This is a genomic window from Erwinia rhapontici, assembly GCF_020683125.1.
GTDB lineage: Bacteria > Pseudomonadota > Gammaproteobacteria > Enterobacterales > Enterobacteriaceae > Erwinia > Erwinia rhapontici.
The window spans coordinates 1592117-1614315 of the sequence record NZ_CP085627.1; the positions used below are offsets into that span (position 1 = coordinate 1592117).

The following is a 22199-nucleotide window of genomic DNA, read 5'->3' on the forward strand; positions in this document are numbered from 1 at the left end:
CGCATTCCCTTCACTTCGCTGAATGACGTGAATGAGCACAGTGTAACGTCTGAACGCCGCTCGAAATAGCCGGGTAACCCCGTAGAATAAAGCCCTGAATGCCGGAGTCGTTGTATGCAGGATCGCAACTTTGATGATATCGCAGAAAAATTTTCTCAGAATATTTACGGTACCACCAAAGGCCGTATTCGCCAGGCCATTCTCTGGGAGGATCTTGATGCGTTGTTAACATCGTTCCCTGACGGTCCTTTATCGGTGCTGGATGCAGGGGGCGGAGAAGGGCAAACCGGCTGTGGCATTGCAGCCCGGGGTCATCAGGTGCTGCTTTGTGATGTCTCCGAAGAGATGTTGTCCCGTGCCCGCCGCCTCGCCGATGAAAAAGGTGTGAGCGGTAACATGCAATTCGAACAAATTAGCGCTCAGCAGGTCGGTCAACATTTGGATAAACCGGTTGATCTGGTATTGTTTCACGCGGTGCTGGAATGGGTGGCGGAACCTCAGCAGGTGCTGGCGGCGTTGTATGATGCACTGAAGCCTGGTGGTGTCCTGTCGCTCATGTTCTATAACCTCAATGGTTTGCTGATGCAGACGATGGTGCTCGGCAACTTCGGCTATTTACAAACGGGGTTGGCCAAACGTAAAAAGAAAACCTTGTCTCCGGACTACCCAAGGGATCCTGAACAGGTGTATGGCTGGCTACAAGAGTGTGGCTTTACGATTGAGCACAAAACCGGCATCCGCGTTTTTCACGACTACATGCGTGATAAAACCAAACAGATCGATCGTTTTGATGAGGTTCTGGCCCTGGAAAAGCAATACTGCCGCCAGGAGCCGTTTTTAAGTTTAGGGCGTTATATCCACGTTACAGCGCGGAAACCCATAAGGCAGACGAACTATGAGTGAATTTTCCCAGACTGTACCGGAGCTGGTAGCCTGGGCGCGAAAAAATGATTTTTCCGTCTCATTGCCAACCGAACGTCTGGCTTTTTTGCTGGCGATTGCCACCCTTAATGGGGAGCGCATGGATGGCGAAATGAGTGAAGGCGAACTGATTGATGCCTTCCGCCATGTCAGTGAAGGCTTCGAACAGACCAGCGAAACTGTCGTGGTACGTGCCAACAATGCCATTAACGATATGGTGCGCCAGCGCTTGCTCAATCGTTTTACCAGCGAACATGCAGAAGGTAATGCGATCTATCGTCTGACGCCGTTGGGCATCGGCATTACCGACTATTATATTCGCCAGCGTGAATTCTCCACCCTGCGTCTCTCTTTGCAGTTGTCGATCGTAGCGGGTGAGCTAAAACGTGCCGCCGATGCTGCTGATGAAGATGGCGACGAGTTTCACTGGCACCGCAACGTGTTCGCTCCGTTGAAATATTCGGTGGCAGAGATCTTCGACAGCATTGATATCACCCAGCGCATCATGGATGAACAACAACAGGGCGTTAAAGATGATATTGCTCAGTTACTCAACAAAGACTGGCGTGCGGCGATATCCAGCTGTGAACTGTTGCTGAACGAAACGTCCGGTACGCTGCGTGAACTTCAGGATACCCTGGAGGCTGCGGGCGATAAGCTACAGGCCAATCTGTTGCGCATCCAGGATGCCACGATGAATAGCCCCGATCTCGGCTTCGTCGACAAGCTGGTGTATGACCTGCAAAACAAGCTCGACCGCATTATCAGCTGGGGCCAGCAGGCGATTGACCTGTGGATCGGCTATGACCGCCACGTGCATAAATTTATCCGTACCGCGATTGATATGGATAAGAACCGCGTCTTTGCCCAACGTTTACGTCAGTCGGTACAGAATTACTTCGATCAGCCCTGGGCGCTGACCTATGCCAATGCTGACCGCCTGTACGATATGCGTGATGAAGAACTGACGCTGCGCAGTGAGGAAGTGACGGGTGAACTGCCTTCTGAACTGGAATACGAAGAGTTCAATGCTATCCGTGAACAGCTGGCGGCGATGATTGAAGAAGCACTGGCCATCTACAGGACACAGCAAAAGCCGCTGGATCTTGGGGCGGTGATTCGTGATTACCTGACACAATACCCGCGCGTACGTCACTTTGACGTGGCACGTATTGTCGTCGATCAGGCTGTACGCTTAGGCGTGGCCGAAGCAGATTTCTCTGGCCTGGCTGCAAAATGGCAGGCGATTAATGATTACGGAGCCAAGGTGCAGGCACATGTCATCGACAAATATTGAACAAGTGATGCCAGTTAAACTGGCGCAGGCACTGGCCAACCCGATTTTCCCGGCACTGGACAGCCAGTTACGCGCAGGGCGCCATATTGGTATTGAAGAGTTAGATCAACACGTCTTTCTGATGGACTACCAGGAATTTCTGGAAGAGTTCTATGCCCGTTACAACGTTGAGCTGATCCGTGCGCCGGAAGGTTTTTTCTACCTGCGGCCACGTTCCACCACGCTGATCCCGCGTTCAGTGTTGTCCGAGCTGGATATGATGGTGGGTAAAATCTTATGTTATCTCTACCTCAGCCCGGAACGTCTGGCCAATGAAGGGATCTTTACCCAGCAAGAACTGCACGACGAGTTGATGTCGCTGGCCGATGAAAGCAAATTGCTGAAGCTGGTTAACCAGCGTTCTACCGGCTCAGACCTTGACCGCCAGAAACTTCAGGAGAAAATGCGCGCGTCGCTTAATCGCCTGCGTCGCCTGGGAATGGTGTGGTTTATGGGTAATGACAGCAGTAAATTCCGTATCACCGAATCCGTCTTCCGCTTTGGCGCCGATGTGCGCAGCGGTGACGATGCGCGTGAAGCGCAGCTGCGGATGATCCGCGACGGTGAGGCGATGCAGCTTGACGGTGGCCTGGCGCTGAATGATGAAAGCGAAGACGGTGAAAGTGACACTGAAAACAGTGTGCCGGACAGCGCGGAGGAAGAATAAATGATTGAACGTGGAAAGTTTCGCTCGCTGACGCTGATTAACTGGAACGGTTTTTTTGCCCGTACTTTTGACCTCGACGAATTGGTGACAACGCTGTCAGGTGGGAACGGTGCAGGTAAGTCGACCACGATGGCGGCATTTGTTACTGCGCTCATCCCCGACCTGACACTGCTGCATTTCCGTAACACTACTGAAGCCGGGGCAACCTCAGGTTCCCGTGATAAAGGCCTGCACGGCAAACTGCGCCCAGGCGTTTGTTACGCTGTGCTCGATGTGGTGAACTCGCTGCATCAGCGCGTGCTTGTTGGGGTCCGACTGCAACAGGTTGCCGGCCGTGACCGTAAAGTGGATATCAAACCTTTTAGTATTCATGGCCTACCGACCTCCATTAACCCGACCGAAATTCTGACTGAGACGGTGAATGCCCGTCAGGCGCGTGTGGTGCCAATCAGTGAACTGAAAGAGCGGTTTGAAGCGATGGAGAGTGTGCAGTTTAAACAGTACAACTCCATTACGGATTACCATTCTGTGATGTTTGACCTCGGTATTGTGGCGCGTCGTTTACGCTCTGCCGCTGACCGTAGCAAGTATTACCGCCTGATTGAAGCCTCGCTGTACGGGGGGATCTCCAGTGCGATCACGCGTTCCCTGCGAGATTACCTGCTGCCTGAAAACAGCGGAGTACGTAAAGCGTTCCAGGACATGGAAGCCGCACTGCGTGAAAACCGCATGACGCTGGAAGCGATTCGCGTGACCCAGTCTGACCGCGATCTCTTTAAGCATCTGATCTCAGAAGCGACCAGCTACGTGGCGGCAGACTATATGCGTCATGCCAACGAGCGCCGTATCCATCTGGATGGTGCGATGCAGGTGCGTAATGATCTTTTCACCAGTCGTAAACAGTTATCCGCTGAGCAATATCGTCATATTGAGATGGCGCGGGAACTGAGTGAGCACAATGCCGCTGAAAGCGATCTGGAAACAGATTATCAGGGTGCCAGCGACCATCTCAATCTGGTTCAGACGGCACTGCGTCAGCAGGAAAAAATTGACCGCTACGATGCCGATCTCGAAGAGCTGACCTTCCGCCTCGAAGAGCAGAATGAGGTCGTCGCTGAAGCGCGTGAAGTGCATGAAGAAAATGAAGCGCGTAGCGAAAATGCTGAGCTGGAAGTGGATGAGCTGAAAAATCAGCTGGCTGATTACCAGCAGGCGCTGGATGTGCAGCAGACGCGCGCCATCCAGTATCAGCAGGCGTTGCAGGCACTTCAGCGTGCTCAGGAAATCTGCCAGATACGCGACCTCAGCGTGGATAACGCAGATGAATGGCAGGAAACCTTCCAGGCGAAAGAGCAGGAAGCGACCGACAAACTGCTGATGCTGGAACAAAAAATGAGTGTGGCGCAGGCCGCACACAGCCAGTTTGAGCAGGCGTTTGAACTGGTGAGTAAAATTGCCGGCCCGGTTAGCCGTAGCGAAGCCTGGCAGGTAGGGCGCGATCTGCTCCGTGATGCCAGCAACCAGCGTTATCATGCCGAACAACTACAGCCGCTGCGCAGCCGCCTGAGTGAACTGGCACAGCGTGTACGTGAACAGCAGGATGCCGAACGCCTGCTGAGTGACTTCTGCAAGCGACACGGTCAGCATGATGCCAGTGAGCTGGAGTCCTTACAGGCTGAACTGGAAGCACAGATTGAGCTGTTAAGCGAAAGCGTGGCGGACGCCGGTGAGCGCCGTATGACACTGCGCCAGGAGCTGGAGCAGCTCCGTGAACGCATTGCGCGTTTGACTAAACAAGCGCCGCAGTGGCTGGCCGCGCAGGAAATCCTCTCGCAGTTGAGTGAACAAACGGGCCAGGCGCTGGAAAACAGCCAGCAGGTCACCGAGTTTATGCAGCAACTGCTGGAGCGTGAGCGTGAAACCACGGTAGAACGTGATGAAGTATCAGCCCGTAAGCGCGACATTGAGAAGCAGATTGAGCGTCTCAGCCAGCCGGGCGGGGCAGAAGACGCTCGCCTGAACAACCTCGCCGAACGTTTTGGTGGCGTGCTGCTGTCAGAAATTTATGATGATGTCACCATTGATGATGCGCCGTACTTCTCAGCATTGTATGGCCCGGCTCGTCATGCCATTGTGGTGCCTGACCTGTCACTGATCCGCGATCAGCTCGACGGTCTGGACGATTGCCCGGAAGATCTCTACCTGATCGAAGGGGATCCGCAGTCGTTTGATGACAGCGTATTTAATGTCGAAGAGCTGGAAAAAGCCGTCGTGGTGAAAGCGGGGGATCGCCAGTGGCGCTATTCTCGTTTCCCGAAAGTACCGCTGTTTGGTCGTGCTGCGCGTGAAAACCAGTTAGATGTGCTGCACGCTGAGCGCGAGGCGCTGGCCGAACGTTACGCTACGCTGTCATTTGATGTTCAGAAAACCCAGCGTCTGCATCAGTCCTTTAGCCGCTTTATCGGCAGCCACCTTGGCGTAGCGTTTGAGTCCGACCCTGAAGCAGAAATGCGCCTGCTCAATACCCGCCGTAACGAGGTGGAGCGTGCGCTGACGAATCATGAAAGCGAAAACCAGCAGCAGCGCCAGCAGTTCGAACAGGCGAAAGAGGGCGTTGCCCAGCTTAACCGTCTGTTGCCTCGCGTCAGCCTGCTGCTGGATGATACGTTACAGGATCGTCATGAAGAGATTCAGGAAAAGCTGGATGAAGCGCAGGAAGCCGCGCGCTTTGTGCAGCAGCATGGTGCTCAACTGACGAAGCTGGAACCCATTCTCTCTGTCCTGCAGAGCGATCCTGAGCAGCATGACCAGTTAAAACTGGACTACCAGCAGGCGCAGCAGCAGCAGCGCGATGCGCGTCAGCAAGCCTTTGCCCTGACCGAAGTGGTTCAGCGTCGTGCGCACTTTGGCTACATTGATTCTGCAGGTATGCTCAACGGCACCAGCGACCTCAATGAGAAGCTGCGCCAGCGCCTTGAACAGGCGGAAGGTGAACGTACCCGCGCCCGTGAGCAGCTACGTCAGCATCAAACCCAGTTAGCGCAATACTCCCAGGTTCTGGCCTCGCTGAAAAGCTCCTATGACGCGAAACGCGACATGTTGAAGGAGCTTCAGCAGGAGATGCTCGATATCGGCGTGCAGGCGGATGCCTCCGCTGAAGAGCGGGCGCGGCTGCGTCGTGACGAACTCTACAGTGCCCTGAGCAACAACCGACTGCGTCGTAATCAGCTGGAAAAACAGCTGACCTTCTGTGAAGCCGAAATCGATGCGTTGCAGAAAAAACTACGCCGTCTGGAGCGCGAGTACCAGATAGGCCGTGAGCAGGTTGTGAGTGCGAAGGCGGGCTGGGTTGCGGTACTGCGACTGGTGAAAGACAATGGCGTTGAGCGCCGTCTGCACCGTCGTGAGCTGGCGTATCTCGGCGGTGACGAGCTGCGCTCCATGTCGGATAAGGCGTTAGGTGCGCTGCGTCTGGCGGTAGCGGATAACGAACATCTGCGCGACGTGCTGCGTCTGTCGGAGGATCCGAAGCGGCCGGAGCGTAAAATTCAGTTCTTCATTGCGGTTTATCAGCATCTGCGTGAGCGTATCCGTCAGGATATCATTCGCACCGATGATCCGGTCGAAGCCATTGAGCAGATGGAAATTGAGCTGAATCGCCTGACGGAAGAGCTGACTGCCCGTGAGCAGATGCTGGCCATCAGCTCGCGCAGCGTGTCGAACATTATTCGCAAAACGATTCAGCGCGAACAGAATCGTATTCGTCAGTTGAACCAGGGCTTGCAGGCCGTGAGTTTCGGGCAGGTGAAGAGTGTGCGTCTCAACGTTAACGTGCGGGAAGCTCACTCTACGCTGCTTGATGTGCTGTCTGAGCAGCATGAACAGCATCAGGATCTGTTTAAGAGCAATCGTCTGACCTTCTCCGAAGCACTGGCAAAACTCTACCAGCGCCTGAACCCACAAATCGATATGGGCCAGCGTACACCGCAGACCATTGGTGAGGAGCTGCTGGATTACCGCAACTATCTTGAGATGGAAGTGGAAGTTAACCGTGGCTCTGACGGCTGGTTGCGTGCAGAAAGTGGGGCGTTATCGACAGGGGAAGCGATTGGTACCGGTATGTCGATTCTGGTGATGGTGGTACAAAGCTGGGAGGAAGAGTCACGCCGTCTGCGCGGGAAAGATATCTCCCCTTGCCGTCTGCTGTTCCTTGATGAGGCCGCGCGTCTGGATGCAAAATCCATTGCCACCTTATTCGAGCTGTGTGACCGACTGGAGATGCAGCTGATTATCGCGGCACCGGAAAATATCAGCCCTGAAAAAGGCACCACTTACAAACTGGTTCGTAAGGTCTTCAATAATACTGAACATGTTCACGTTGTTGGGCTGCGTGGATTTGCTGCAGAACCGACGATAACGGCAAAAGATGTTGAGGCAGGAGCCTGATTCACGAAATCCTGTAAAAAATAATGGTACGCAGTGGTAAAATTTCTGTGTCCAGATTACTCTGCATAACGGCATTTGCAACGTAAGAGGCAAATGCCGTTTTCTGTTTCTATACTTATAACAACGACTAATTGCTGCGGGTTACTCATCCGGCAGTCTTAACAGGGAGCAAGGGATGTTGCTGCAGAAATCGTTTTCCACCCAGGTTGTTGCACTGGGTTGTAGTCTTTTGTGCTGGCTGGTGCCGGTGTCTTCTTCTGTGGCGGGAATTCCACCCGTCTCTGCTCCGATTGTGCAAAGTATCAGCGTCTCGCAGAGTGCATCGCATATCAGCGGCTTGTTCTCTCAGGGGATGGCGCCGTTCTATCTGAAAAACCTTGCACCGTTGTATGCCAGTCGTGGCATGCAGCCAATGTGGCAGGATGAGCAGGCGGTAAAACAGTTCCAGCAACAGCTGGCTGAGGTCGCGATTTCCGGTGTTCAGCCGCAGTTCTCCCACTGGGTAAAACAGCTGACGGATCCGAATATTACTGGCATGGCACGTGATGTGGTGTTGTCTGATGCCATGTTGGGTTATCTGCAGTTTACTTCTGGCGTTCCCAGCAAAGGGGAAACCTGGCTGTACAGCAATGTACCTTATAAGATGGAGGCCCCGTCTGTCGCGGTGATTAATCTGTGGCAAAACGCGGTAGTTCAGAATCGTCTCAATGGTTTTGTTCTCTCACTGGCCCCGCAGCATCCGCAGTATGTGCGTATGCATCAGGCATTAAAAACGCTGCTGGCAGAAAACCGTCCCTGGCCACAACTGGTTGATAAGCAGACCCTGCGTCCTGGCCAGATCAGCAATGATGTGCCTGTGCTGCGCGATATTCTTAAACGTACCGGCATGATGTCGGCAGACAGCGAGCCACCAAAACCCACGGAAGAAGTAGTGGGCCCTATTGATGCGCCGTTGGTGCATGATGATGATAATGCCCAGCCTGATGCCCCTGTGCAGGCGAACGTTGATAACAATGTCGTGGTCAGCCCGTCTGCAATGCCGTCAGAAAATAATCCTCAGACTGCCGTTCCTCAGAATGTCGGTAATGTGCAGGGAACTGCCGCACCTATCAATGCTGATAATGTTTATACTCCGGACCTGGTCGCCGCACTGAAACGCTTCCAGACCTGGCAGGGGTTAGAGGCCGATGGTGCGATAGGTGCTCGCACCCGCGAATGGTTAAATGTTTCCCCACAACGTCGTGCATCGCTGCTGGCATTGAATATCCAGCGTCTGCGACTGCTGCCGGATGATATGCATAACGGCATTATGGTGAACATTCCTAATTACTCACTGGCCTACTATGTCAACGGTAATGAAATTCTCTCTTCCCGAGTGATTGTCGGCCGCCCTGACCGTAAAACGCCGTTGATGCGCAGCGCGCTGAATAACGTTGTCCTCAACCCGCCGTGGAATGTGCCCACCACCTTAGTGCGCAAGGATATTGTGCCGAAGGTCAAACAGGACCCGATGTACCTGTATAAGCACAATTATACGTTACTGTCGGGTTGGAGCAGTGATGCTCAGGTGGTTGATCCTTCGATGATTGACTGGAGCATGGTTTCTGCCGCTTCGTTCCCGTACCGCATTCGTCAGGCACCGGGCCCGACGAATTCACTGGGGCGCTATAAATTCAACATGCCGAGTTCGGATGCGATCTACCTGCACGACACACCAAATCACGGTCTTTTCCAGAAAGATATTCGTGCTCTCAGTTCTGGCTGTGTACGTGTGAACCGGGCATCCGATCTGGCTAATTTGTTGCTGCAGGATGTGGGCTGGAACGACACGCGGATTTCCAGCACCTTGAAAGAGGGGGATACACGCTATGTGTCCATCCGTCATCGTATCCCGGTGAACCTCTATTATCTGACCGCCTGGGTGGCAGATGATGGCCAGCCGCAATTTCGTACAGATATTTACAATTATGACAATACGGCACGTTCTGGTGCGCAGGTGCTAACGCAGGCTGGTCAATTATTGCTCTAATGATTGATTAATCAGCAGTTCCCGTGCAGGGAATAGTTATGCTAAAAAGCCGGTGTAAAGGGTGTGATGCCAATCTTTGCGCCGGTTTTACTTTTGTTGGGTTGACGTAGGTATTCTCCCCCGGTAAGGTTCAAAACGGTGTAATTAGTGCACTGTTCCGAATTCTTTAGCTGGGTAATACTGATTCATGGATAAATTCGACTCTCATCGCCGTAAGTGGCTGACGTTAGGCGGCGCGGCGCTCGGTGTGGCATTGCTCCCCGGGCAGGCCTTCGCCTCGCTTTCAACTTCCCGCCCGCGTGTATTAACGCTTAATAATCTCAATACCGGCGAAAACCTTAAAACGGAATTTTTTAACGGTAAAAGCTATGACAAGGATGAACTGGCACGACTGAATCATTTCTTCCGTGACTACCGGGCCAATAAAAGTAAAAGCATCGATCCCCATCTTTTTGACCAACTCTTCCGTCTGCAATCGCTGCTCGATAGTCGTAAACCGGTGCAGCTAATCTCTGGCTACCGTTCTCTCGGCACCAATAACTCATTACGGTCGCATACCCGTGGTGTAGCGAAACATAGCTACCACACGCTGGGGCAGGCGATGGATTTCCACATTGAAGGAATTTCGTTAAGCAATATACGCAAAGCCGCACTTTCGCTGCGGGCGGGTGGTGTAGGATACTACCCAAGTAGTAACTTTGTGCATATTGATACCGGGCCGGTTCGGAACTGGTAAAACGAAATTCCGGCACCCTGTGGTGACCGGTAACGGAGAGTTATGGACTATCATATTATCCCGGTCACTGCGTTCTCGCAGAATTGTTCGGTGATCTGGTGTACGGAATCAAATGAAGCTGCGCTGGTGGATCCGGGTGGCGACGCAGAGACAATTAAACGTGAAGTGGCTGCGCTGGGTGTTAACCTGACCCAATTACTGCTGACGCACGGTCACCTTGACCATGTCGGTGCCGCTGCTGAACTGGCCGCACATTATTCTCTACCGATTGTAGGGCCACATAAAGCCGATAAATTCTGGCTTGATAGCCTGCCGACACAAAGCCAGATGTTTGGTTTTGCCGAATGTCCTCCCCTGGTCCCCGATCGCTGGCTGGAAGAGGGTGAGACTGTGCAGGTAGGGCAGACCTCTCTGGAAGTGCTGCTTTGCCCGGGGCATACGCCGGGACACATTGTGTTCTTTGACCGTGCAGGGCGGCTGCTGGTCTCTGGCGATGTGATTTTCAGTGGCGGGGTAGGACGATCTGATTTCCCCCAGGGCAGCCACAGCGACCTGATAGCCTCTATTCATAACAAACTGTTGCCACTGGGGGATGACGTCACCTTCATTCCAGGCCACGGACCGATGTCGACGCTGGGGCGTGAACGAATCAGTAATCCGTTCCTGCAATAATCGCATCTCGGCATTGGTGCCATAAAAAAGCCTGCTTAAGCAGGCTTTTTTGATCGCGATAATGTTCAGCAGTGGGGCAACGAAAGACCCACCGGCTAAATTACAAAACCGCGACGATGGCTTCACACAGTGGAGACATATTGTCAGGTGTCATCCCCGCCACGTTCACACGGCCCGAATTTACCGCGTAGACGCCAAACTCATCTCGCAGGCGCACAACCTGATCTTTCGTCAGGCCGCTGAATGAAAACATCCCATTCTGATCGATGATAAAGCTGAAATCGCCTTTCGCGCCTTTCTCTTGCAGGGTATTCACAAACAGCTGACGCATACGCTGAATACGCTCGCGCATGCTGGTCAGCTCCTGCTCCCACAAGGCACGCAGCGCGCTGTTGCCGAGAATGGTGGCGACGACGGCTGCACCGTGTGCGGGTGGGTTGGAGTAGTTGGCACGAATGGTGGCTTTCACCTGGCTGAAGGCGGTATCCACGATGGCTGCATCAGCAGCGACCAGCGTGAAAGCACCGACGCGCTCATTGTAGAGGCCGAAGTTTTTAGAGTACGAGCTGCATACAATCAGTTCCTGATGGCTGGCAGCAAACGCACGCAGGCCTTCGGCATCTTCTTCCAGACCACGGGCAAAGCCCTGATAGGCAAAGTCGAATAGCGGTAACCAGCCTTTCGCCAGTGACAGTTCAGCCAGCTGGGCCCACTGAGCGGCCGTTGGGTCAATGCCGGTTGGGTTGTGGCAGCAGCCATGGAACAGAACGATATCACCCGCCTGCGCAGCGCTCAGGCTGTTTAGCAAGCCGTCAAAGTCCAGCGCATGCTGTGCAGCATCGTAGTAGTTGTATTCACACACTTCCAGGCCGGCAGCGGCAAAGACATTTTTGTGGTTTGGCCAGCTTGGGTTGCTCACCCAGATGCGTTTAGCGCTGGTCTGGGTGGCGATGAAATCGGCGGCTACGCGCAGAGCACCAGTACCACCAGGCGTCTGTGCGGTACGTGCACGATGGTTGCTGATAAGGGCGCTGTCTGCTCCGAACAACAGCGCCTGGGTGCAGCGGCCAAAATCGGCGATACCATCAATGCTGAGATAGTTTTTGGTGGTTTCGTTTTCCAGCAGATACTGTTCAGCCTTTTTCACGCTGGTCAGTACCGGCGTTTTGCCGGTTTCATCTTTATACACGCCAATACCGAGGTTGATCTTATTTGTGCGGTCATCAGCGCGGAACAGATCGGCTAAACCAAGAATAGGGTCGGCGGGTGCAGCTGCAATACGTTCAAACATAGTCGAAGTCCGTTAGCTTAGTCTAAAGCGAAGTGAGGACTCAGGTTACCGCCACAAGTGGCAAATTACCAACCGTTTGCATCAAAAAAACAGCAGAAAGCGAGTGGGGAAGGGAGAAAAACAAAAAAGGGGCCGAAGCCCCTTTTTGATGCACTTTTAATCGCGACCGGAGTCGCGATTAAATGGCAATTAGAACTGGTACACCAGGCCAACACCAACGGTGTTGTCAGTGTTCACACCCAGAAGGCGGGTTTCATCAGTTGCGTCAACCAAGTTGATTTTGTAATCAACATAGGTGGACATGTTTTTGTTGAAGTAGTAGTAAGAGCCTACAGAAATATATTTGTACAGGTCTACGTCGCCGACACCACCTTCGATATCTTTCGCTTTATCCTGTACGTATGCCAGGGATGGACGCAGACCGAAATCAAACTGGTACTGTGCCACAGCTTCGAATTTCTGCTCTTTATTCACTGCACCGTCAGCTACAGTAACGCCATTCACTTTGGCGGTGACCCAGGTAGAGTTACGGGTTTCACCGTACATGGCTGCGAGGTAAACGTTGTTCGCGTCATATTTAACCGCAGTAGACCATGCTTCAGCTGACTTGCTGCCATTGCCGAAGAATGCAGCCTGCTGGCCATTGGTACGGTCAGACTTGGTGTAAGCTGCAGTTACTGCTACGCCCACTGGAGAGGTGTAGGTTACAGAAGAACCCCAGCCGTCACCATTCGCGTCACCGGCATCACGGCCGTCAGCGCTGTCTTCATTTTTGCCCTGGTATTGCAGAGCGAAGTCCAGACCGTCAACCAGACCGAAGAAGTTACTGTTACGGTAAGTTGCCAGACCGTTAGAACGACCAACCATGAAGTTGTCAGAGATACCGGTGTCGCCACCGAATACTGGCAGCACGTCGGTCCATGCCAGTGGATCGTAGCCTACACCGTAGTTACGGCCGTAGTCGAATGAACCGAACTCACCGAATTTCAGACCGGCGAAGCCAACGCGAGTTTTAGAGCCTTCGGTGCCCTGGTTTTCTGCAACGTTAGCCTGGATGTTGTATTCCCACTGGCCGTAACCGGTCAGCTGGTCGTTAATCTGAGTTTCACCTTTGAAGCCGAAACGAACATAAGATGCATCACCGTCAGCACCGTTGCTGTTAGTGAAAGTGTGACGCGCATCAACTTTACCGTACAGGTCCAGTTTGTTGCCATCTTTGTTATAGATTTCTGCTGCGTTAGCGGCACCAGCAGCCAACAGTGCTGGGATCACTACTGCAAGAATGTTGCGCTTCATCATTTTGTTATTACCCTCATTGGAGTTATTTGGACACCTGCCACTGCCGTCAATAATTCTTTACAGAACCAAGATGAGAGTTTGGTGTCTTCCTGTGTCTGCACGCATCTTTCCATTCGCAGCCTGGTTAATCTAGCCCGAAAATGCTACTAATCTCTTATTCTGGTAACAAAGAGAAAATATGTATTACAAAATGTAAAATTTACGGAACTTTGTGAACCAACTCTAAATTTACAAAAATAAAAAAAGGCCAGCGAGGCTGACCTTAGTATATATATGAATTTCTTATATTTAATGCAGAAATCAGAACGTCGCGTTGCGTGGGGTACGTGGGAAGGCGATAACATCCCTTACATTTTGTACACCGGTGACATAGGCGATTAATCGTTCGAAACCTAATCCGAAACCTGAATGTGGGACCGTACCGTAACGACGCAGGTCGCGGTACCACCAGTAATCTTCTTTATTCAGGCCCATTTCGGCCAGACGCGCATCCAGCACATCCAGACGCTCTTCACGCTGAGAACCACCAATGATTTCACCAATTCCTGGTGCCAGAACATCCATCGCGGCAACGGTTTTGCCATCGTCGTTCAAACGCATATAGAAAGCTTTGATATCTTTCGGGTAGTTCTTCACCACCACCGGTGCTTTAAAGTGTTTCTCTGCCAGATAACGTTCGTGCTCAGAGGAGAGATCAATACCCCAGGAGACGGCGTTTTCAAACGTCTGACCTGACGCCAGCAGGATCTCGACAGCTTCGGTGTAATCCACCTGCGCGAAATCGGTAGTCACAAAACGCTCGAGGCGCGAAATGGCATCTTTGTCTACGCGCTCGGCGAAGAAGGCCATATCATCAGCGCGCTCTTCAAGTACCGCTTTAAACGCGTACTTCAGCATTGCTTCTGCCAGGGCAGCGTTATCTTCCAGGTTGGCGAAGGCCATTTCCGGCTCCAGCATCCAGAATTCCGCCAGGTGACGGCTGGTGTGGGAGTTTTCCGCACGGAAGGTTGGGCCAAAGGTGTAGATTTTGGAAATCGCGCTGGCATAGGTCTCGCCATTAAGCTGACCTGATACGGTCAGAAACGCTTCTTTGCCGAAGAAATCTTCGTCGTAATTAACTTTACCTTCCGGCGTGCGCGGCAGATTTTCCAGATCGAGCGTCGATACACGGAACATTTCACCCGCGCCTTCGGTATCGGACGCGGTAATCAGCGGCGTGGACACCCAGAAGAAGCCCTGCTCATCGAAGAAACGGTGCAGTGCCTGTGCCAGCGTATGGCGCACACGGGCGACTGCGCCAATCAGATTGGTACGCGGGCGCAAGTGGGCCACTTCACGCAGATATTCAATGCTGTGGCGCTTAGCGGCCATTGGGTAAGTATCCGGGTCATCAACCCAGCCGATGACTTCCACGTGGGTGGCCTGAATTTCAAAACTCTGACCTTCACCCGGAGATTCAACCACTTTGCCGGTAATAACCACCGAACAGCCGGTAGTCAGGCGCAATACTTCTTCCTGATAATTATTCAGAGAATTATTAACGACAGCCTGAACGGGATTAAAGCAGGAACCGTCATAAACGGCGATAAAGGAAATACCGGCTTTTGAATCTCTTCGTGTACGCACCCAACCACGTACGGTGACTTCGCTGTCAACCGCGACCCGGCCGTGCAGTACATCCGCTACAGGCACAACGCTCATATAAGTCTCTCACTATTAATCTGAATGAATTACCCCGAATTTAGGGTCTTGCTATGTTACTTGCCGGGCGATGATAAACAAGCGAAATTCCGGCAATAAAGGCAGATTTCTTTAGAAGAAGAGGGAATCTGGGGCCGACACGTGTGCCGACCCCTGAGGTATTCCTATAAATTAAGACAGGCATAAAGCGGAGTGGCCGACCTTCTGTTTCGGTCGGCCAGTGATGCTAGCTGGCTTTTTTGACCAGCGGCAGGTCGAAGGCTTTGCGCAGGGCGCGAACAAAGGCTTTATCCTGGCAAATGGTTTTACCCGGACTGTCCGACAGTTTAGCAACGGGTTTGCCGTTACACTCCACCAGCTTAATCACGATATTAAGCGGTTTAACCTGAGGAATATCGCAGGTCAGGCGGGTACCAATGCCGAAAATAACATTAATACGCTGACCGAAATGGCGGTAAAGCTCCACCGCTTTTTCCAGATCGAGGTTGTCGGAAAATACCAGCGTTTTACTTAGCGGGTCGATACCCAGCTGTTGATAATGTGCGATGGCTTTTTCACCCCATTCCAGCGGATCGCCAGAGTCGTGGCGCAGTCCTTGATAAGCGCTGGCAAACTCAAGGCCGAAATCACGCAGGAAGGCATCCATAGTAATACAGTCTGTCAGGGCAATACCTAACTGGTCCGGGTACTCTTCAAGCCAGGATTGCAGTGCGGCGCGCTGGCAGTTAGCCAGCACCGGGCTAAGCTGCTGGTGGGCCTGGAACCACTCGTGTGCCTGGGTGCCCACCGGCATGATATCCAGCTGACGTGCCATCTCGTAATTACTGGAGCCAACCAGCCACGGGAAATCCTGTTTCAGCGTACTGACGATCGCCAGCTGAACATCGTGTGAGAAACGGCGACGCGTGCCGAAATCCATCAAACGAAAACGCGACATATCGAGATCGGCGGTCAGCGCTTTAAACTGTGCCAGTTTACTCTTCAACTGACTCACAGCCATTTCCGGCGTGACCTGCGGTGAACGATGGCGATGCACCACTTCGCTGATCAGCGCCAGCAGCGGCACTTCCCACATAATCACTTCACGCCACGGCCCGCTGATGCGGATATCCAGTTTTCCCTGGTGATTGCGCACGCGAACCTGAGCGGGGTCATAGCGGTAACTGCGCAGCCAGTTGAGATAATCCGGGGTGAAAAACGGCAGGCCAGAGAGATAAGTGAATTCATCTTCGGTCAGCGTTAATGCGGACATGGTTTCGATTTGTTGCTGTATTTCATCAACATAAATACCCAGCATGTCGTCACCCCGGCAGCGAAACTCGGCGGCCACAGTCACATCGTAATAACGATGGAATACTGCCTGCTGCATATGGAGTTTGTAGGCATCGGTATCGAGCAGCGTAGTCAAAATCGGGGAAGCGTGTCGTGTCATGGTGCGTTTCAGCATCCTCTGGCGAAGAGCGTTATCCCTGGTTCAAATGAAGAAAAAGTCGCAGGAGTATAACCCGAATAGATATTTAGTGAACCCAATCACAGCACAATTCAGGCTGAGAGGTCGAGGTAAATACGTGCGATTGTTAATGAAATGTCTTCTTTTATGGCAAAGGCCGCAATTGGCAGTGATTCAACGTGGCAACCTGGTGATAACAGGAATAGACTTGAAAAGGTTAACTAATTATCGACGTGAGAAGGACTTATGACGCAACTGCCACAAGCCAAAAATCGCCATGATTATCGTGCGCCTGACTACACTATTACCGACATTGATTTGACGTTTAATCTTGATGCCAGTACCACCCAGGTCATCGCCGTCAGCCAGATTAAACGGTTGGGAGCCAGTGGCGCCGAATTGCGCCTGGATGGCGAAGACCTGACGCTGATCTCGTTACATGTCGACGATCAGCCCTGGCCGCACTATCGGCAGGAAGAAGGGGCACTGGTGTTACAACAGCTGCCTGAGTCCTTCACGTTAAAAATCGTCAATGACATTCATCCGGATAAAAACACCGCGCTTGAAGGTCTGTACAAATCAGGCGAAGCACTATGTACCCAGTGTGAAGCGGAAGGTTTCCGCCATATTACCTGGTATCTCGACCGTCCCGACGTGCTGGCGCGTTTTACCACCACCATTATTGCAGAGCAGAAGCACTATCCCTTCCTGCTTTCAAATGGTAATCGCGTTGATGCCGGGCATATGGAAGATGGCCGCCACTGGGTTAAGTGGCAGGATCCATTCCCGAAACCTTGTTACCTGTTTGCCGTGGTGGCCGGTGATTTCGACGTGCTGCGCGACAGCTTCACCACCCGTTCCGGCCGTGATGTCGCGTTGGAAATCTTCGTTGATCGGGGCAACCTTGACCGTGCTGACTGGGCGATGACCTCGCTGAAAAACAGTATGAAGTGGGATGAAGAGCGTTTCGGCCTGGAGTACGATCTCGATATCTTTATGATTGTCGCCGTCGACTTCTTCAATATGGGGGCGATGGAGAATAAAGGGCTGAATGTCTTTAACTCCAAATACGTGCTGGCCAAAGCGGAAACCGCCACCGATAAAGACTATCTCGGGATTGAGGCGGTTATCGGTCATGAATACTTCCACAACTGGACCGGTAACCGCGTCACCTGCCGCGACTGGTTCCAGCTCAGTTTGAAAGAAGGACTGACGGTGTTCCGCGATCAGGAGTTCAGTTCTGACCTCGGTTCGCGTGCGGTCAACCGCATTGATAACGTGCGTGTGATGCGCGGTTCACAGTTTGCTGAAGATGCCAGCCCGATGGCGCACCCGATCCGCCCTGAGCAGGTGATCGAGATGAACAACTTCTACACCCTGACGGTGTATGAGAAGGGGTCTGAAGTGATCCGCATGTTGCACACCTTGCTTGGCGAAGAAAACTTCCAGAAAGGCATGCAGCTCTACTTCGAGCGCCATGATGGCAGTGCAGCGACCTGTGATGACTTTGTTCAGGCGATGGAGGATGCTTCCAATGTTGACCTGTCACAGTTCCGCCGCTGGTACAGCCAGTCGGGTACGCCCGTGTTGTCCATCCGTGATGACTACAATCCTGAGCTGGAACAGTACACGTTGCACGTGACACAGATGACGCCGCCAACCGCCGATCAGAAAGAGAAGCTGCCGCTGCATATCCCGCTGGATATTGAACTGTACGATGGGGAGGGGCAGGTCATTCCGTTACAGCACAATGGCCATCCGGTGCATCATGTACTCAATGTCACCGAGTCTTTCCAGACCTTCGTCTTTGATAAGGTTTACTTCCAGCCTGTGCCTTCCCTGCTGCGTGAATTCTCTGCGCCGGTGAAACTGGACTACAACTGGAGCGATGCGCAGTTAACCTTCCTGATGCAGCACGCACGCAATGATTTTGCCCGCTGGGATGCGGCACAAAGTCTGATGGCGAACTACATCAAAATTAACGTGGCCCGCCAGCAGCAGGGGCAACCGCTGTCGCTACCCTTGCACGTTGCGGATGCCTTCCGTGCGGTGTTGCTCTCTGAGTCCAGCGATCCTGCCCTGATGGCGTTGATACTGTCGCTGCCGGGTGAGAATGAGATTGCCGAGCTGTTCGACATCATTGACCCGCAGGCAAATGCTGTTGTGCGTGAGGCGCTGGTTCGCACGCTGGCAACCGAGCTGGAAGATGAGCTGCTGGCGGTGTATTACGCCAGCCAGACCCCGGAGTATCGCATTGAACACGCGGATATCGGCAAGCGGTCGTTGAAAAATGTCTGCCTGAGTTACCTGGCCTTTGCGGATGTGCCGCAAGCCGATAAGCTGGTCAGCGCACAGTATCACCATGCTAATAACATGACGGATACCGTGGCGGCTCTGTCGGCTGCCATGGCCGCACAGCTTCCTTGCCGTACGGCGCTGTTCGCTGATTTCGATGAGCGCTGGCATCAGGATGGTCTGGTCATGGATAAGTGGTTTGCCCTGCAGGCGACCAGTCCGGCAGCGGATGTGCTGGCACAGGTACGAGTACTGTTGAGCCACCGTTCGTTTACCCTGAGTAATCCGAACCGTATCCGCTCGTTGATTGGTGCATTCGCTTCGGCGAATCCGTCCGCATTCCATGCGGCAGACGGTAGCGGTTATCAGTTCCTGGTCGAAATCCTTAGCGATCTGAATACCCGTAACCCACAGGTCGCGGCACGCATGATTGAGCCGTTGATTCGTCTCAAGCGTTATGATGCAGGCCGTCAGGCGCTGATGCGCCAGGCTCTGGAGCAGTTGAAAGGGCTGGATAAGCTGTCAGGCGATCTGTTCGAGAAGATCACCAAGGCACTGAACGCCTGATAAAAGCGGTCAGTGATAAACAAAAAAATGGGCGATATCTTCGCCCATTTTTATTTTTTAGCCATGTGCATAATGGCGGTCCTGTTGGACGGGTGAACGTTTCATCACGCGGTCGAGCACTTCCGCTTCCAGTTCCGCCAGTTTGACCGAGCCTTTACGGCGTGGACGTGGCAGCTCAACCAGCAGGTCCAGTCCGATATTCCCTTCTTCAATCAGCAGAACCCGGTCAGCCATTGCTACCGCTTCACTGACATCATGGGTCACCAGCAACACGGTAAAGTGATGCTGTTGCCAAAGCGATTCAATCAGATCCTGCATCTCAATACGGGTTAAGGCATCCAGCGCACCGAGTGGCTCATCCAGCAGCAGCAAGCCCGGGCGATGAATCAGGGCTCGCGCCAATGCCACGCGTTGTTTTTGCCCGCCGGACAACGCAGCAGGCCACTCTTTGGCACGATCTGCCAGACCAACGGCATCCAGCGCCGCCAGCGCCTGTTCTTTCCAGGATTTGCCTTTCAGGCCAAGGCCAACGTTATCGATCACGCTTTTCCACGGCAGCAGGCGCGCATCCTGGAACATCAGACGAATATCTTCCCGTGCTTCATTCAGTGATGCACTGCCGGCCAGCAGCTCGCCACTGCTGGCTTTCTCCAGCCCGGCCAGCAGTCGTAACAGGGTGCTTTTACCGCAGCCACTGCGGCCCACCACGGCGACAAACTGGCCCGAGGGAATATGCAGGTTGATGTTATTCAGTACTGTGCGCTGGTTATATTGCTTGCTGACACCATTGATCACCAGCGGCGTACCGGCATTAAGACGCGCCGGAGACGTGTTTAATTCGCTCATGCGTTTTCCTCTTTTAGTTGATACGCTGGATGCCAGCGCAGCCAGACACGCTCCAGCAGTTGAGCGCTGACGTCAGCCAGTTTGCCCAGCAGGGCATAAAGAATAATCGCCACCACCACCACATCGGTTTGCAAAAACTCGCGGGCATTCATGGCGAGGTAGCCGATGCCGGAGTTGGCTGAAATGGTTTCGGCAACGATCAGGGTCAGCCACATCAGGCCCAGCGCAAAACGCACGCCGACCATAATGGAGGGCAGGGCGCCAGGCAACACCACCTGGATAAACAGACTCCAGCCAGACAGACCATAACTGCGTGCCATCTCCACCAGCCCGCGATCGATATTACGGATACCATGGTAGGTATTCAGGTAAATCGGGAACAGCGTCCCCAGCGCAACCAGAAAGATTTTGGCCGATTCATCAATGCCGAACCACAGGATCACCAGCGGGATCAGCGCCAGATGGGGGACGTTGCGCAGCATCTGCACGGAGGTATCGAGCAGGCGCTCACCCAGACGTGACATTCCGGTGATTAACCCCAGTATCAGACCAATCGATCCACCGATGCTGAAACCAATCGCCGCACGCCAGCTGCTGATCGCCAGATGTTGCCATAGCTCACCGCTGGCAGACAGCTTCCAGAAGGTCACCACAATGGCTTCCGGTGACGGCAAAATGCGCGTTGAAAGCCAGCCCATTTGTGAGGCTAACTGCCATACCGCCACCAGCAGGATCGGCAGCGCCCAGGGCAGCAGGCCATTGCCGATACGATTAAGGGTCTTACTCATTCTCCACCTCTAACTTTGCGATACTTTTTGTGGGGCAAAATCATGCGCAACATGTTCCCCGTGCGCCTGAACGACCTGCGGTTGCGGGATCGAAGGGACATTAAGATCCAGATGTGGGAACAGCAGTTCGCCCACGCGATACGCTTCTTCCAGGTGCGGATAGCCGGAAAGAATAAAGGTCTCAATGCCGAGATCGGCATATTCCTGCATACGGGTTGCCACCGTCGGGCCATCGCCCACTAAAGCGGTTCCGGCACCGCCACGCACCAGGCCCACACCTGCCCACAGATTCGGGCTGATCTCAAGCTGGTCACGTTTGCCACCGTGCAAGGCAGCCATTCGCTGTTGGCCAACAGAATCTGTTTTCGCCAGTGCGGCCTGCGCTTTGGCAATGGTCGCATCATCAAGATGCGAGATCAGACGGTCAGCGGCCTGCCATGCCTCTTCATTGGTTTCACGCACAATCACATGCAGACGAATACCAAAACGCACTTTACGCCCTAATGCGGCGGCTTTCGCCTGTACCTGAGCAATTTTTTCTTTGACCTGCTCAGGCGGTTCCCCCCAGGTCAGATAGACATCAACCTGTTCGGCAGCCAGATCCTGCGCGACATCAGACGACCCGCCAAACCACAGTGGCGGACGGGGCTGCTGAACCGGCTTAAACATCAGACGCGCGCCACGCACATGAACATGTTTCCCTTCGTAATCAACCGTCTCGCCTTCCAGCACGCGGCGCCATACGCGGGTAAACTCGGCAGACTCTGCATAGCGCTCACGGTGATCGAGGAACACGCCATCTCCCGCCAGCTCTTCCGCATCGCCACCGGTGACCAGATTAAACAGTGCGCGGCCGTTAGAGAGGCGGTCGAGCGTGGCTGCCTGACGGGCAGCCTGCGTGGGCGAGATCACGCCGGGGCGCAGTGCCACCAGGAAGCGCAGACGCTGGGTGACCGGGATCAGCGAGGCGGCAACCAGCCAGGCATCTTCACAGGAGCGGCCGGTCGGGATTAGCACTCCGCCAAATCCCAGGCGATCGGCAGCCTGCGCGATTTGTTGCAGGTAAGCATGATCCACCGGGCGTGCACCTTCGTTGGTACCCAAATATTTCCCATCACCGTGAGTGGGAAGAAACCAGAATACGGAGAGAGTCAT

General features: G+C 53.4%; 15 protein-coding genes. 8 read left to right on the forward strand and 7 right to left on the reverse strand.

Annotated features, from left to right (window positions below; translation table 11 throughout):
* Positions 1-114 precede the first annotated feature (114 nt).
* The 7 genes from cmoM (at position 115) to LJN55_RS07580 (ending at position 10807) form a co-directional block, all read left to right on the forward strand.
* Positions 115-903 (forward strand): tRNA uridine 5-oxyacetic acid(34) methyltransferase CmoM, encoded by a 789-nt coding sequence (gene cmoM, locus LJN55_RS07550; protein ID WP_133841027.1) that lies wholly within the window; start codon positions 115-117, stop codon positions 901-903.
* The gene (gene mukF, locus LJN55_RS07555; RefSeq protein WP_133841026.1) at positions 896-2218 is read left to right on the forward strand and encodes a chromosome partition protein MukF; all 1323 of its coding nucleotides are present in this window, start codon (positions 896-898) and stop codon (positions 2216-2218) included. The genes cmoM and mukF overlap by 8 nt, the downstream gene beginning before the upstream one ends.
* Entirely contained in the window at positions 2199-2924 is a 726-nt protein-coding gene (gene mukE / locus LJN55_RS07560; protein WP_227535961.1) for a chromosome partition protein MukE, read from the forward strand. Before mukF ends, mukE begins: the two co-directional genes overlap by 20 nt.
* Positions 2925-7370: a chromosome partition protein MukB gene (mukB, locus tag LJN55_RS07565; protein ID WP_159337128.1), complete on the forward strand. Its 4446-nt coding sequence runs from the start codon at positions 2925-2927 to the stop codon at positions 7368-7370.
* 175 nt (positions 7371-7545) lie between these two features.
* A complete protein-coding gene (gene ldtD, locus LJN55_RS07570) occupies positions 7546-9399 on the forward strand; it encodes a L,D-transpeptidase (RefSeq protein ID WP_133841023.1) in 1854 nt (617 codons plus the stop codon).
* A 187-nt stretch (positions 9400-9586) separates the two neighbouring features.
* The gene (locus LJN55_RS07575; protein ID WP_133841022.1) at positions 9587-10135 is read left to right on the forward strand and encodes a YcbK family protein; all 549 of its coding nucleotides are present in this window, start codon (positions 9587-9589) and stop codon (positions 10133-10135) included.
* A gap of 42 nt (positions 10136-10177) precedes the next feature.
* Positions 10178-10807 carry an MBL fold metallo-hydrolase gene (locus LJN55_RS07580; RefSeq protein WP_227535962.1) on the forward strand — a complete coding sequence of 210 codons (630 nt, stop codon included), beginning with the start codon at positions 10178-10180 and terminating at the stop codon, positions 10805-10807.
* A 100-nt stretch (positions 10808-10907) separates the two neighbouring features.
* On the opposite strand, the gene LJN55_RS07585 is transcribed toward LJN55_RS07580, so the two are convergent.
* The 4 genes from LJN55_RS07585 to pncB all read right to left on the reverse strand — a co-directional run bounded on the left by LJN55_RS07585 (position 10908) and on the right by pncB (position 16530).
* Positions 10908-12098 (reverse strand): amino acid aminotransferase, encoded by a 1191-nt coding sequence (locus LJN55_RS07585; RefSeq protein ID WP_227535963.1) that lies wholly within the window; start codon positions 12096-12098, stop codon positions 10908-10910.
* Positions 12099-12287: 189 nt separating this feature from the next.
* The gene (ompC, locus tag LJN55_RS07590; RefSeq protein WP_320443519.1) at positions 12288-13397 is read right to left on the reverse strand and encodes a porin OmpC; all 1110 of its coding nucleotides are present in this window, start codon (positions 13395-13397) and stop codon (positions 12288-12290) included.
* Positions 13398-13697: 300 nt separating this feature from the next.
* Entirely contained in the window at positions 13698-15098 is a 1401-nt protein-coding gene (asnS, locus tag LJN55_RS07595) for an asparagine--tRNA ligase (RefSeq protein ID WP_133841019.1), read from the reverse strand.
* Positions 15099-15324: 226 nt separating this feature from the next.
* Positions 15325-16530: a nicotinate phosphoribosyltransferase gene (pncB, locus tag LJN55_RS07600; protein WP_159337126.1), complete on the reverse strand. Its 1206-nt coding sequence runs from the start codon at positions 16528-16530 to the stop codon at positions 15325-15327.
* A gap of 264 nt (positions 16531-16794) precedes the next feature.
* Between pncB and pepN the strand changes: the two genes are divergently transcribed.
* Positions 16795-19410 carry an aminopeptidase N gene (gene pepN / locus LJN55_RS07605; protein WP_227535964.1) on the forward strand — a complete coding sequence of 872 codons (2616 nt, stop codon included), beginning with the start codon at positions 16795-16797 and terminating at the stop codon, positions 19408-19410.
* A 57-nt stretch (positions 19411-19467) separates the two neighbouring features.
* Here the strand turns inward: pepN and ssuB are convergent, their stop codons facing one another.
* The 3 genes from ssuB to ssuD are packed head-to-tail and all read right to left on the reverse strand — an operon-like array spanning position 19468 to position 22199.
* Positions 19468-20256, reverse strand: a complete 789-nt coding sequence (gene ssuB, locus LJN55_RS07610) for an aliphatic sulfonates ABC transporter ATP-binding protein (protein WP_227535965.1) — start codon at positions 20254-20256, stop codon at positions 19468-19470.
* The gene (ssuC, locus tag LJN55_RS07615) at positions 20253-21044 is read right to left on the reverse strand and encodes an aliphatic sulfonate ABC transporter permease SsuC (RefSeq protein WP_133841015.1); all 792 of its coding nucleotides are present in this window, start codon (positions 21042-21044) and stop codon (positions 20253-20255) included. The genes ssuB and ssuC overlap by 4 nt, the downstream gene beginning before the upstream one ends.
* A 9-nt stretch (positions 21045-21053) precedes the next feature.
* Entirely contained in the window at positions 21054-22199 is a 1146-nt protein-coding gene (gene ssuD / locus LJN55_RS07620) for an FMNH2-dependent alkanesulfonate monooxygenase (RefSeq protein ID WP_227535966.1), read from the reverse strand.